The 12,325-nt window shown below is 35.1% G+C and carries 13 protein-coding genes; 9 read left to right on the top strand and 4 right to left on the bottom strand.

Annotated features, from left to right (window positions below):
• Positions 1 to 100: 100 nt before the first annotated feature.
• The 3 genes from KRODI_RS04880 to KRODI_RS04870 all read left to right on the top strand — a co-directional run bounded on the left by KRODI_RS04880 (position 101) and on the right by KRODI_RS04870 (position 2,838).
• Positions 101 to 1,594 (top strand): PAS domain-containing sensor histidine kinase, encoded by a 1,494-nt coding sequence (locus KRODI_RS04880; protein ID WP_013750468.1) that lies wholly within the window; start codon positions 101 to 103, stop codon positions 1,592 to 1,594.
• The gene (locus tag KRODI_RS04875; protein ID WP_013750467.1) at positions 1,591 to 1,995 is read left to right on the top strand and encodes a response regulator; all 405 of its coding nucleotides are present in this window, start codon (positions 1,591 to 1,593) and stop codon (positions 1,993 to 1,995) included. Before KRODI_RS04880 ends, KRODI_RS04875 begins: the two co-directional genes overlap by 4 nt.
• Before the next feature lie 129 nt (positions 1,996 to 2,124).
• The gene (locus KRODI_RS04870) at positions 2,125 to 2,838 is read left to right on the top strand and encodes a flavodoxin family protein (RefSeq protein WP_013750466.1); all 714 of its coding nucleotides are present in this window, start codon (positions 2,125 to 2,127) and stop codon (positions 2,836 to 2,838) included.
• Between the two features lie 35 nt (positions 2,839 to 2,873).
• On the opposite strand, the gene KRODI_RS04865 is transcribed toward KRODI_RS04870, so the two are convergent.
• The 3 genes from KRODI_RS04865 to KRODI_RS04855 all read right to left on the bottom strand — a co-directional run bounded on the left by KRODI_RS04865 (position 2,874) and on the right by KRODI_RS04855 (position 6,646).
• Positions 2,874 to 4,688, bottom strand: coding sequence for a GNAT family N-acyltransferase (locus tag KRODI_RS04865; protein WP_013750465.1), 1,815 nt, complete (start codon positions 4,686 to 4,688; stop codon positions 2,874 to 2,876).
• Between the two features lie 85 nt (positions 4,689 to 4,773).
• On the bottom strand, positions 4,774 to 6,024 hold the full coding sequence (locus tag KRODI_RS04860) for an aspartate kinase (protein ID WP_013750464.1): 1,251 nt from the start codon (positions 6,022 to 6,024) through the stop codon (positions 4,774 to 4,776).
• Between the two features lie 136 nt (positions 6,025 to 6,160).
• On the bottom strand, positions 6,161 to 6,646 hold the full coding sequence (locus KRODI_RS04855; RefSeq protein WP_013750463.1) for a GNAT family N-acetyltransferase: 486 nt from the start codon (positions 6,644 to 6,646) through the stop codon (positions 6,161 to 6,163).
• Positions 6,647 to 6,768: 122 nt separating this feature from the next.
• On the opposite strand from KRODI_RS04855, the gene fbp reads away from it, so the two are divergent.
• The 5 genes from fbp (at position 6,769) to KRODI_RS04830 (ending at position 11,075) form a co-directional block, all read left to right on the top strand.
• Complete coding sequence (fbp, locus tag KRODI_RS04850) at positions 6,769 to 7,773, top strand: class 1 fructose-bisphosphatase (RefSeq protein WP_013750462.1); 1,005 nt, start codon at positions 6,769 to 6,771, stop codon at positions 7,771 to 7,773.
• A gap of 84 nt (positions 7,774 to 7,857) precedes the next feature.
• Positions 7,858 to 8,208 carry a hypothetical protein gene (locus KRODI_RS04845; RefSeq protein ID WP_013750461.1) on the top strand — a complete coding sequence of 117 codons (351 nt, stop codon included), beginning with the start codon at positions 7,858 to 7,860 and terminating at the stop codon, positions 8,206 to 8,208.
• A 21-nt stretch (positions 8,209 to 8,229) separates the two neighbouring features.
• Complete coding sequence (locus tag KRODI_RS04840) at positions 8,230 to 9,030, top strand: hypothetical protein (RefSeq protein WP_013750460.1); 801 nt, start codon at positions 8,230 to 8,232, stop codon at positions 9,028 to 9,030.
• Positions 9,017 to 9,511: a Rab family GTPase gene (locus KRODI_RS04835; protein ID WP_013750459.1), complete on the top strand. Its 495-nt coding sequence runs from the start codon at positions 9,017 to 9,019 to the stop codon at positions 9,509 to 9,511. Before KRODI_RS04840 ends, KRODI_RS04835 begins: the two co-directional genes overlap by 14 nt.
• Complete coding sequence (locus tag KRODI_RS04830) at positions 9,504 to 11,075, top strand: ATP-binding protein (protein ID WP_013750458.1); 1,572 nt, start codon at positions 9,504 to 9,506, stop codon at positions 11,073 to 11,075. The genes KRODI_RS04835 and KRODI_RS04830 overlap by 8 nt, the downstream gene beginning before the upstream one ends.
• Positions 11,076 to 11,151: 76 nt before the next feature.
• On the opposite strand, the gene KRODI_RS04825 is transcribed toward KRODI_RS04830, so the two are convergent.
• Positions 11,152 to 11,580, bottom strand: coding sequence for a fructose 1,6-bisphosphatase (locus KRODI_RS04825; protein ID WP_041295807.1), 429 nt, complete (start codon positions 11,578 to 11,580; stop codon positions 11,152 to 11,154).
• Positions 11,581 to 11,669: 89 nt separating this feature from the next.
• Here KRODI_RS04825 and KRODI_RS04820 point away from each other — a divergent pair, with 89 nt between their 5' ends.
• On the top strand, positions 11,670 to 12,263 hold the full coding sequence (locus tag KRODI_RS04820; RefSeq protein WP_013750456.1) for a HupE/UreJ family protein: 594 nt from the start codon (positions 11,670 to 11,672) through the stop codon (positions 12,261 to 12,263).
• Positions 12,264 to 12,325: the final 62 nt, after the last annotated feature.

Genomic DNA, 12,325 nt, shown 5'->3' with positions numbered 1-12,325 from the left:
AGGGTTAGCTATTCTACGCAAATTAAAATTAAATTATCTATTTTAGTTAACTAAAGTGGATAATAGTTCTGTTAATCAGAATGTTATGGCAAACCTATAGATGAAAATTTTTACTTCCCCTGCTTCGTTATTTCCATCATTTGATGAGAACGCATCTTTGTTATTACAAGAAGCGGCATCTATTGGTATGTGGGAGTTTAATGTGGGAGAAGAAAAGGTGTACTGGAGTGCAGGTACAAAAGAAATACACGGGGTTTCTAGTGACTTCCAGCCCAACCTTACTCAGGCTATAAAATTTTATAAAGAGGGTTATCACCGAGAAAAAATACAGCGAGATTTTGAAGATGCTATGTCTAACTCAAAAAAATTTGATGGGCATTATTTAATTATGACTGCTACTGGTAAAGAAAAATGGGTCCGATCTGTCGGGGTTCCTGTTCTTGAAAAGGGAAAATGTGTCAAATTATATGGTGTTTTTCAAGATATTGATTTTCAAAAAAAGGCGCAGTTAGAGCTCAAGCAAAAAGAGCAAAAGTTTAGGAAAACTTTTACTAACGCTCCTAATGGAGTTGCGTTGGTTTCTTTAGTAGGAAATTGGATACAAGTTAACCCTCAGGTTTCTAAGATTTTTGGGTATACAGTAGATGAATTTAATACGTTAAAGCTTCATGATTTGAATTATCCAGGAGATGTTCCTATCAATGAAATTCTCACAGACCAACTACTGTCTGGAGACATAGAAAATTATCAAGCGGAGAGACGCTTTGTACATAAAACAGGTAAAACTATATGGGGATTGCTTTCAGTTTCATTAGTGAAATCTGAGATGTCGGATCCAGATTATTACATATGCCAGATTACAGATATAACATCTCTTAAAAATGCAAAGCATAGAATTGAAGATCTTTTAAGTAAAACAGAAGGACAAAATGAAAAATTATTAAATTTTAAACACATTGTTTCTCATAATCTACGATCACATACGAGTAATTTAGATATGTTGTTGACTTTTTTAAAACAGGATATTCCTAAAATAGAAGAATCTTCGGTGTTTCAAATGCTAGAGAATGCATTTGGAAATCTTGAAGAGACTATTGAAAATTTGAGCGAAGTATCATCTTTTGAAAACGTCACTTCTGAAGATTTTGTTGAGATTAATATTGTTCAAATTATAGATAAAACACTTGCAAGTCTTAATACATTATTTCACGAGGTGGGGGGCAGCGTAAAAGTAGAAATTCCTGCAGAGCTTAGAGTAATGGGTATTCCAGAATACTTAAGAAGTATTTTCTTAAATATTTTATCTAATACTATTACCTATAGACGCGAGGATACGTGTTTAAAGGTAGTAATAAGTACTTCTCAAAATGATGACTATACGATTATCCACTTCAAAGATAACGGTCTTGGAATAGATTTAGATTTACACGGAAATAAAATTTTTGGTCTCTACAAGACTTTTCATAGAAATGAAAGTTCAAGAGGTCTAGGCTTATATATTGTAAAAAACCAGATTGAAGCATTAGGAGGGTGTGTAAAAGTTGAAAGTACGGTAGGTGAAGGATCTACTTTTAAAATTTATTTAAAACGATGAAGCAAATAGACATAGCCTGCATAATAGATGATGACCCAATCTTTGTTTTTGGTGCACAACGACTAATGAAAATGAGTAACTTCTGTAAGGGGTTTTTAATTTTTCATGATGGAGAACAAGCGCTCAATCACCTTGCTCCGGTATTGAGAGGTACTGTAGAGTCTGCAATTCCAGATGTAATACTGTTAGACATAAACATGCCTATTCTGGATGGGTGGCAATTTTTAGACGGTATTATTACAATAAAGGTGATTAAGAAAATTACCATCTTTATTGTCACAAGTTCTATAGACCCTAGAGATAAGGAAAAAGCCAAGTCCTATAGTAACGTAAAAAACTTCATTGTTAAGCCCATTACTCAAGATAAGCTCAACGATTTGATGTCGCAAATGGAAGGTTGATTTTTTACGCTTTCGCGAAAGCATACTATTTATTGTAACATAGATTTGGAGTTTTTTATAAATTGAGTTTAATATAATTTATGTGCTAAAAATGTAAGTTTTTAAGAGTTTAAACGTCAGATCGTTGATATGAAGGAAAAACCTGATTTCTCAAGCCTAAAAGCGCTGTATATAAATTGCACGCTTAAAAAAACACCTCACATGAGTCATACAAAGGCACTCATGGATGTCTCTATAGATATTATGCGAGCTGAAGGCGTTACTGTAGAATATTTAAGATTTGTAAATCATGATGTTGCCTATGGCGTATATCACGACATGACAGAACATGGAGAAGAGACAGATGAATGGCCAGAAATTTTTAAAAAAATAGAAGAGGCAGATATCCTTGTGATAGGAACTCCAATCTGGTTAGGTGAGAAGTCATCTGTAGCAACAAAGCTTATAGAGCGGTTATATGGGGAGAGTGGTAATCGCAATGAGAAAGGTCAGTACTATTTTTACGGCAAAGTAGGAGGTTGTATTATCACGGGTAATGAAGATGGTATTAAGCATGTAGCCATGAGTACGCTTTATTCTTTACAGCATATAGGGTATAGCATCCCTCCACAAGCAGATTGCGGATGGATAGGAGAGGCTGGTCCTGGCGCTAGTTATAACGATGAAGAAAGTGGAGCAAAAAATAACGACTTTACAAATCGTAATACGACCTTCATGACATACAACCTATTGCATCTTGCAAGTATGCTTAAAGCACAAGGTGGATATCCAGCTTATGGAAATTCACGAGGTGACTGGGATGATGGTACTCGCTGGAATTTTGAAAATCCAGAATACAGATAGTATAAGATTTATATAGAGAGGGGAGTAAAATTTTTTTATTCCTCTTCTGTATTACGTTGATTATATTTTTTTTCAAGCTCTTCTTGAAACTCTTCCATAACAGGTTTTACGGTGCTCTCTGGTAGATCTGCTATGCGTATATACATAAGACCATCTATTGCATTATTAAATAGGGGATCTACATTAAATGCAATAACTTTTGCATTTTGCTTTATGTATTTTTTAATGAGAACAGGGAGTCGTAGTGATCCTGGTTCTATTTCTTCAATGAGTTTATCAAACTTATTTAGATCTGCTTTACTTTCGTCAAAAACAAACTCCTTATCGGCATCTTTGAGCTTTACTTTCCATTCCTTTTTAGGACGTATATATTGTGCGATATAAGGGTCGTAATAATGGGATTTCATAAATTCAACCATCATCGACTTTGAGAAGTTTGAAAATTGATTCGAAATACTTACCCCACCTATGAGATATTTATGCTCTGGAAAGCGCAATGTAGTATGTACAATACCTTTCCATAAAAGAAAAAGCGGCATAGGTTTCTGTTGATATTCTTTGATGATAAAGGCACGACCCATTTCAATACTCTCACTCATCATCTTGTGCAGCTCTGGCTCAAAACGGAAAAGATCTTGGAGATAAAACCCATCTATACCGTGCTCCTTATAAATCTTTGATCCTAGTCCCATTCTATAAGCTCCTGCAAGTGCATTTGCTTCATTATCCCATAAAAACATATGGTAATAATATCTGTCAATTTTGTCTAGATCTATAGCCTCATTTGTTCCTTCTCCTATGGCTCTAAACGTGATTTCTCTAAGTCGCCCTATTTCTCTTAAAATGCTAGGCATCTCTTGAGCAGGAGCTAGATATACTTCATAGTTTTTACTAGTGAGGAGGCGACGGTCATTTTCGCGCAAGCGTAAAATTTCGTCTTCTATAAGGTCGCTACTCATTTCTGTAACAATCTTCTTCGGCTCCTTTGGCGGTTTTAATTTTTGAGGGATGTCTTTTAAAATATTCTTTTTCTCAAAGGAATTTGCCAGCATGTACGTTTTCTTGCGTAAAAACTCTGTAAAATCTGCTAGTGACTCGTGTTCCTTTTGAGCGGTTACCTTTATAGGATTTCCTATACGTACCTTTATTACTCGGTTTTTTTGAGTAAGGAGTTCGCTAGGAAGTTTAGCTGTTCTAAGTGTATCGCTCAAGCTTGATAGTTGATAAAACAGTCTGCTGTTTTTTGCATGAAAATATATGGGTACAATAGGGACTTCTGCCTTTTTAACCAGCTTCATAGCTGCTTCTTCCCAAGGCTTGTCTATAATAAGTTTATCATCCTTATACGTAGAGACTTCTCCAGCAGGAAAAATACCTAGAGGATGACCGTCTCTAAGGTGAGATATCGCACTTTTAAAACCTGCGATACTTGACCTTACATCCTTCTTGTTTTCAAAGGGATTTACTGGCATTACATAAGGCTTAAGTGGCTCTATGCGGTGTAGTAAAAAGTTTGCTATAATTTTAAAATCTGGACGTTGTTCAAGCATTAACTTGAGCAGTAATATGCCATCTATTCCTCCTAGAGGATGATTTGATATGGTTACGTATGCGCCGTCCTTAGGTAGTCTTTTTAAATCTTCTTCTGGTATTTCAAACTTAATATTAAACTCATCAAGCAATGCATTAAGGAACTCAAGATCTCCTAAATGTTTATTACGGTCGTAAACTTTATTGAGAGAAGAGATTTTAAGAATCTTCATTAATGACCACCCAGCAAAGGTGCCTATAAAGCCGAATTTATCGACGTTTATAGCTCGTGCAACTTCTTTAGCGGTGACTAGACCCATTATTGTTGTGGTTATTTTAAGTAGGCAAATATAACAAATAGGGTTTGCTATAGTTACATTTTGTTAACCTAGAGAAAACATACTTCTAGTTTTGTGTTACAAGTTGCACTGTGTTTTGAGTGACTTGCTTAAGAAGCACTGTTTTATCCTCTTGAAATTTATCAAGAGCTTCTTGTACAAAATGCCTTATTGTATAAAGAGAAACCCCTGCAGTAACACTTACTTTAAATTTTCCTTTAAGCTGATTTGTAAGTTTTTCTAAGCCATTAAATTTGTTGTCTACACATACAGAAAAGCTTATCGCAGAGTTCTGTATAAGGTCAACTTTAAGCTTGTAAGTAGAAAGTAACTGGAAAACCTCTGCAATATTATCTTCTACCATAAAAGAGAAATCTAGAGCAGATAGTGATATGAGCACTTGGTTTTTCTTGACTATATAACACGGCACCATAGGTGCTAGCGTAGACACACTACTTACCATGGTGCCAGCAGCCGTAGGGTTGAGGAAGGATTTTACATAAAGCGGTATTTCTTTACGCTGTAAAGGTTGTAACGTTTTGGGATGAATAACAGAAGCTCCGTAAAATGCAAGCTCAATGGCTTCTTCGTATGGAATTTCATGTAATAAAACGGTATTGTTAAAAACTCGAGGATCACCATTTAAAACACCAGGAACATCCTTCCAGATAGTCAGATTTTCTGCATCGAGGCAGTATGCAAATATGCCACCAGTATAATCAGATCCTTCTCTGCCTAATGTGGTTGTAAAGTTATTACTGTCTGATGCTATAAACCCTTGAGTAATGGTAAGTCCTCTTGGGTCTACATGCTCTTTTATCGCTGCTTTCGTTGCCTTCCAGTCTACGCGTCCATCGCGATAACTGCTGTCTGTTTTTATAAGACCTCGCGCATCTATCCAGGTATTTGTAAGTCCTTGCTTGTTGAGGTATGCACTTATGATAGTAGTAGATATAAGCTCGCCGTAGCACACAATTTGATCATAAACAAAATCATATTTTGGCGATTTGTTCCAGGCAAGAAAACCTTTGAGCTCTGCAAAAAGTTCTTTTATCTTTTCAAAAACTTCATCGCCTTTTTCAAAAAGATTATTAGTAATCTCTTTGTGATAAGCGACCGTGTGTTCTATACGTTCTGGAAGACTGCTTTTATCATCAAAGTAAGCTGTAACAATTGCCTCCATAGCATTAGTCATTTTTCCCATTGCAGAGACTACAACAAGTTTTTCTCCAGCTCCCATAGTTTGTAGTACCGTTGCTACATTCTTCACGCCATCTGCATTTTTTACAGATGCTCCGCCAAATTTAAATACCTGCATATTGGTAATCTTACTTTTCTAGGTGAGTCGCTCCATTCAAGAGAGAGCTTATTAATAAACAAATGGTGATTTGTGGTTGTATCGATTTTGTTACGCTTTCGCGAAAGCTAATTCATCACAACAGAGCCAAAAATTATTAAGCATTAATTTTTTTAATGTAATCTTTAAGACGTTGCTCATCCATCTGTACAAGATGCCAATCTTTTAAAAATTTTGCATTACTTTTTTTGTAAAACTCGATAGCGCTAGTGTTCCAGTCTAGCACAACCCATTCTACACGTTTTACACCGCTCTCTGCTCCAAAAATCATAACCTGATCATAGAGCTGTTGCCCTACTCCTTTGCCACGTAAGGACTCTTTCACAACGAGATCTTCTAAGTGTAGCGACTTACCATCCCAAGTAGAAAAGCGGAAATAACATAAAGCCATGCCTACAACCTCTGCTTCTGTTTTTGCAACGAAGCAAGTAAAAAGAGGGTGATCACCAAAACCGTTTTCTAAGAGTGTTTTTTCTGTAATCTTTACCGCATCAGGCTCTTTTTCATAAACTGCTAGTTCGTTTATGAGGCCCAACACAGCGGGCATATCTTGCGGTGTTGCTCTTTGAATGTTAATCTTCATATTCAGGGTTGTTTTTTATAAGCGACGCTAAGGTAAATAATTACATTAACTATTCTTAAACGAAAACGTTGTAGCAAGTTAAGATTAAAGCTACTTTTGCATTAAATCAAAAAACACGTATCGTGTCAAGAAAAAACCAAACATTAGGAGAGTTTATCATTGAAAATCAAGCTGAGTTCCAGTACTCTTCTGGAGAACTTTCTCGATTAATTAACTCTATTCGCCTTGCGGCCAAAGTAGTAAACCACGAAGTGAACAAGGCTGGCCTTGTAGATATAGTGGGTGCCGCTGGGGAGACAAACATCCAAGGTGAAGATCAGCAAAAGCTGGATGTGATGGCAAATGATACCTTTATACGTACACTCACAAACCGCAATATTCTTTGTGGAATTGCGAGTGAGGAAAATGATGATTTTATTTCAATACAAGGTCAAAACGAGGATAACAATAATAAGTATGTACTACTTATGGATCCTTTAGATGGCTCTTCTAATATTGATGTGAATGTTTCTGTAGGGACAATTTTTTCAATTTACAGACGTGTGACTCCCGCTGGAACTCCTGTGACTATAGAGGACTTTTTACAAAAAGGTAGAGAGCAAGTAGCTGCGGGATATATTATTTATGGGACTTCTACAATGATTGTATATACTACAGGTCATGGTGTAAATGGATTTACTCTTAATCCAGCCATTGGAACCTTTTATCTTTCCCATCCTAATATGCAGTTTCCAGAAACAGGAAATATCTATTCTGTAAATGAAGGTAATTATGTGCACTTCCCAGACGGAGTGAAAAAATATATAAAATACTGTCAAGAAGAGAAAGATGACCGTCCGTATACTTCCCGATACATAGGGTCATTAGTTTCTGATATTCATAGAAACATGATTAAAGGTGGAATATACATGTATCCAAAAAGCTCGAAAGCAGCCAATGGTAAACTACGTTTGCTGTATGAATGTAATCCTATGGCTTTTATAGCCGAGCAGGCAGGAGGAAAAGCAAGTGACGGTTTTGGAGCTATTTTAGACTTACAACCTACAGAATTACATGAGCGTGTGCCCTTCTTTTGTGGTAGTAAATTAATGGTCGAAAAAGCCGAAAGTTTTATGAAGGAGTCTTAATTGATGAGTTAAGAAAGATTAAAACTCATAAGGCGGGGTATTTTTTTTATATTTGATTAAACAAATATCAAGGCTACTACCATTATGGCTAAAAAAGACCCTACACAGAACGAGCAACTACCTGATGTTGCAAATTCTAAAATTGAGGCTATCAAAAACCTCATTTTTGGTGAAAATATTCAAGAATATAATCACGAATTTGATACGCTTAAGGCAGATATCACGCAAAAACGTGAAGAAATGCTTTCTTATGTAGACGACGCTCGTAAAGAGATTATGACTGCCATTGATAATCTGAGTACAGATGTAAATATTCGTATCTCGGATCTTGAACAGGCACTTGATGATAAAACTCAAGATCTTGATAATAGAAAGGTGAGCCGTGATAGCTTAGGTGATATGCTCATACGTTTAGGTGAGAATATAAAGGCTTAGATCAATCTTTGAAAATTTTTAATGACAACTGATGAACGTCTTGAAATTTTAAAAGAGCTTTTACTCACAGATGAGAAAAAGCCTGAGAATGATATATACAGAAAACTTAAAGACTTAGAAGAGAGGCAGCAACATTTATCAGATAGAGTTGGCCCTATTTTAGATGAGCGTTTGCTAAGCTTTGTTGAAGAAATGCCCAAAACTCTAGGGCCCACCATCACCCAAACTTTAAAATCTGAAATTAAAAATTCTCAGGATGCTGTGGTAGAAGCATTATACCCTATTATGGGTAAAATGATAAAAAAATACATCCAAGCAGAAATAAAAAAACTCAATGATTCTATAAGTAAGAAAATAGATAATGCTTTTTCTTTTAGAAATATATTTAAATCTAAGGGAAAAGAAAGGCCAACCGCAGCGGCACTACTTAAAGAAGAATATAAAGCGTATATTGAACAAATACTTGTAATAGAAAAAGGTTCTGGATTGCTTAAAGCAAGCTATTCAAAAACCAAAACGATGGACAAGGATATGATGGCGGGTATGCTTACGGCGATAAAAAGCTTTGCAGAAGACGCTTTTGAGAGAGGGGAGATGGAATTAGAGAGGATAGATTATCAACTCTACACTATTCATTTACAAAACTTCTCAGAATATTATATTGCCGTAATTTTAAGCGGTATTTATGATGATGAATACAAAAATAAACTTGATGATGTGTTACTTGACTTTGCTCAGTTTGTGATAAACAAAGATGATTTAAGTGACAATCAGAAATTTACCAAAAAATTAAAAGAGTATTTTACAGATGAGCGTATCTAAAAAAATAGTATTACTAGGACATTTTGGTGTTGGTAAGTCTTCACTGCTTCGCAGGTTTGTTGAGAATAATTTCTCAGACAACTATGTAGTTACTATTGGTGTGCATATAATGAAGAAAGAAGTAAACATCAATTCTGACAAGGTAACACTTATTATATGGGATGTTGAAGGAACAGATGATTTTACAAAATACAGGCCATCGTATTTAATGGGAGCTTCTAGCTTTATTTATGTATTTGATGCCTCAAGAGCAGTAACATATAGTGATTTGAAATATAACTTAAGTCACCTAAAAGATAAGTATCCCCAAGTGCCTGTGCACATTATCGGAAATAAAGTAGACTTAGTCGACAAGGATGAAATCATGGCAGCTCTTAAGGCGCAAGATGTTCAACATAGCTATCTTTCCAGTGCAAAGACCGGAGAAAATGTTGAACAGCTGTTTAATGATGTAGCAGCGCAATTGCTTGAAAATGCTTGATAACCTCAGACAGGATTTTTTTAATAAAACCACACAACTACTTATTGTTAATAGAGGACTTAAGGTAGAAGACTCAGATCAAAACCTATTCTCAATTACTAAAGGCTCTGATATTACAGAGTTCCATCCTTTTTTCTACTCACTCATGACCGTCTTTGAGGAGACAAAAAAAGAACATACTTTCTTTTGTGTTCAAGTAGAAGTGCTAGGCAGACTTTATTTCTTAGATATAAAAACCATCTTAAGAGATGACGATACGTTAGTCGTAATTTTAAATGATCTTACAGATCACTATAAAACGGTACACCAGATTAAACAAGTGCGTAACGAGTCTATAATAGGTTTTAATATTACTCAAGAGCTTAATCAAGAGCTAGAAATACAGCGTAGCTTCAAGAATAAATTTCTTGCAAACGTAAGTCATGAAATACGTACTCCTCTCAATAGTATTGTAGGTTTTCTTTCTGTTTTAGAAAATACTGATATTACAAGAGAGCAGTTAGACATACTCAATATTGTAAAAGACTCATCTAAGAATCTAGTGACTATTCTAGATGATTTGATGGATATATCTAAGATTGAAGCAGGCAAACTAGAAATTAAGAAGAGACGATTTGATTTCAAAGAATTTATAGAAGTTTTAGGTAAAACCTATCAACTCAGAGCAGATGAGAAGAGACTTTCTTTTGAGTTTGAGATGGGCTCAAAGATTCCACGTTTCTTAGTGGGCGATCATCTTAGAATCAATCAAATCCTTGTAAACTTATTAGAGAATGCATTAAAATATACGCATCAAGGAAATATAAAATTCTGTGTAAAAACAGATTCTCAAAATGCCAGAAGAATTCCTGTAACTTTTGAAGTGACAGATACTGGAATAGGAATACCAAAGGAGAAGATAGACAGTATTTTTGACAGCTTTACACAGCTAGAAAAAAGAGGCCTCTTTGGAGGATCTGGATTAGGACTTAGTATCGTAAAACAACTGACGCAATTGTTAGAGAGTGATCTCGAGGTAAGTAGTGTGGAAGGGGAAGGATCTACATTTAGTTTTACGGTATATATGGGAGTTTCTCATAATCAGAAACGAGAGAAGAAAGAAAAGGCTAAGAAGACAAAGAATAATAAAGCTGCTGGTAAAAAGCCACGTATTTTATTAGGAGAAGATGTCGAGGTGAATCAGTTGTTGATGCTTCGTCTATTTGTAGACCATGGTGCTTATAGTATAGATATTGCAAAAGATGGTGAGCGTGTTCTAGAATTTTTAGACAGAAACACTTATGATTTAGTGATACTTGATCTTACGATGCCTATAATGGATGGGCTTGATACTGCAGTGCAGATACGAAGTCATTCTAATAGTAAAATAAGTAAACTGCCCATTATAGCGCTTACTGCTAGAACAGCTCAAGAAGAGCAAGATGCAGCAAAGGAGGCAGGTATGAATGCTTACTTAACAAAGCCTATAGATGCAGAGCTTCTTTTTGAAACAATAGAGAGACTCTTAACGAGGTATAAAAGGAAAAGTAAAGAGGTGGCTTCTCTAGATGAAGAGGAAGAATAAAAATTCTATAAAATCAAAAAGGGGGAAGATCTCATAAAGATCTTCCCCCTTTTTGATTTATGATAAAAGCTACAATCTAGCGGCTCATATTTTTGATTTCATCTTGAAATGTATCAAGATCAGTACCTTCTCTTACAAGAGTAAGTGCTTTATGTGCAACATAAGGTGCATTACTTGTAGCAAAACCTAAACCTATAGAAAGTCTTATTAAAAGAGGCTCTTCTTCCTCAAAATCATGATCAATGTGAATCATACGAGTAAGATCGTATAAACGCTCTAATCTTCTATCATAAGTAGTAGGAGGGTTAATAGGGTGAGACATATAATCTCCTAAAATAATTTCATAATCCTCTGCAGATATAGAAAGATTACGAGCAAGCCTGTCTAAAAAAGCTTTTTCTTTATCTGAAATTACACCATCATCCATTGCCACTCTCACAATAGATGCAAAGTGATCTTCATTTCTCTTGCGGAACCCGCTATCATATAAATCTGAAAAAGACATATTTTTTAATTTAAAGTAAGCTTCAAAGATAGCCATTTAATCAAGATTTTTAATTTGTACATTTGATAAAAACCCCCTAATTTTTTTAGATGGATTCATTCGTATTTTATTTTAAAGAAGGCCTTTTCCACGTACTAGATTGGAACGCTTATGATCATATACTTTTTTTAATAGTTCTCACTGTTCCATACTTATTTTCTAATTGGAAAAAATTATTGACACTGGTAACAATCTTCACATTAGGGCATACACTTTCGCTCGCGCTCTCGGCGTATGGTGTGGTTAGAGTTAACTCATCACTAGTAGAGTTGTTAATACCTATTACCATATTAATAACGGCTTTATATAATATATTTACGGCTGGTAAAAAGAATCGTAATCAGAAGATTGGAATTCACCTTTTTGCAGCATTATTTTTTGGTTTAATACATGGGCTAGGTTTTTCTACGTATTTTAAAATGATGACATCAAGTTCAGAAAGTAAGTTGCTACCATTAATAGAATACACCTTAGGTATTGAAGCTGCGCAATTAATTATTGTATTTGTTGTACTTGTTATAAGTTTTATAGGCCAAGCAATCTTTAGATTCTCACTAAGGGATTGGGTGATGGTTATTTCATCTGTAGTAATTGGTGTCGCTATTCCTGTGTTTAAAACGGCACTATCTAGTATAAATTTTTAATTATTGTTTTACATGCTTTTAGAAGTGTGTAAATAAGTTATATATTATATTTTTTTACGCTT

The sequence above is a fragment of the Dokdonia sp. 4H-3-7-5 genome (assembly GCF_000212355.1).
Lineage (GTDB): Bacteria > Bacteroidota > Bacteroidia > Flavobacteriales > Flavobacteriaceae > Dokdonia.
Note: the sequence above shows the minus strand (reverse complement) of the source record. Positions and strands in the feature narration are given on the sequence as shown.

What these genes read in the sequence shown, in the direction of transcription:
- KRODI_RS04880 (WP_013750468.1), top strand. Translation starts at nt 101, where the DNA reads ATGAAAATTTTTACTTCCCCTGCTTCGTTATTTCCATCATTTGATGAG.
- KRODI_RS04875 (WP_013750467.1), top strand. Translation starts at nt 1,591, where the DNA reads ATGAAGCAAATAGACATAGCCTGCATAATAGATGATGACCCAATCTTT.
- KRODI_RS04870 (WP_013750466.1), top strand. Translation starts at nt 2,125, where the DNA reads ATGAAGGAAAAACCTGATTTCTCAAGCCTAAAAGCGCTGTATATAAAT.
- KRODI_RS04865 (WP_013750465.1), bottom strand. Translation starts at nt 4,688, where the DNA reads ATGGGTCTAGTCACCGCTAAAGAAGTTGCACGAGCTATAAACGTCGAT.
- KRODI_RS04860 (WP_013750464.1), bottom strand. Translation starts at nt 6,024, where the DNA reads ATGCAGGTATTTAAATTTGGCGGAGCATCTGTAAAAAATGCAGATGGC.
- KRODI_RS04855 (WP_013750463.1), bottom strand. Translation starts at nt 6,646, where the DNA reads ATGAAGATTAACATTCAAAGAGCAACACCGCAAGATATGCCCGCTGTG.
- KRODI_RS04845 (WP_013750461.1), top strand. Translation starts at nt 7,858, where the DNA reads ATGGCTAAAAAAGACCCTACACAGAACGAGCAACTACCTGATGTTGCA.
- KRODI_RS04840 (WP_013750460.1), top strand. Translation starts at nt 8,230, where the DNA reads ATGACAACTGATGAACGTCTTGAAATTTTAAAAGAGCTTTTACTCACA.
- KRODI_RS04835 (WP_013750459.1), top strand. Translation starts at nt 9,017, where the DNA reads ATGAGCGTATCTAAAAAAATAGTATTACTAGGACATTTTGGTGTTGGT.
- KRODI_RS04830 (WP_013750458.1), top strand. Translation starts at nt 9,504, where the DNA reads ATGCTTGATAACCTCAGACAGGATTTTTTTAATAAAACCACACAACTA.
- KRODI_RS04825 (WP_041295807.1), bottom strand. Translation starts at nt 11,580, where the DNA reads ATGTCTTTTTCAGATTTATATGATAGCGGGTTCCGCAAGAGAAATGAA.
- KRODI_RS04820 (WP_013750456.1), top strand. Translation starts at nt 11,670, where the DNA reads ATGGATTCATTCGTATTTTATTTTAAAGAAGGCCTTTTCCACGTACTA.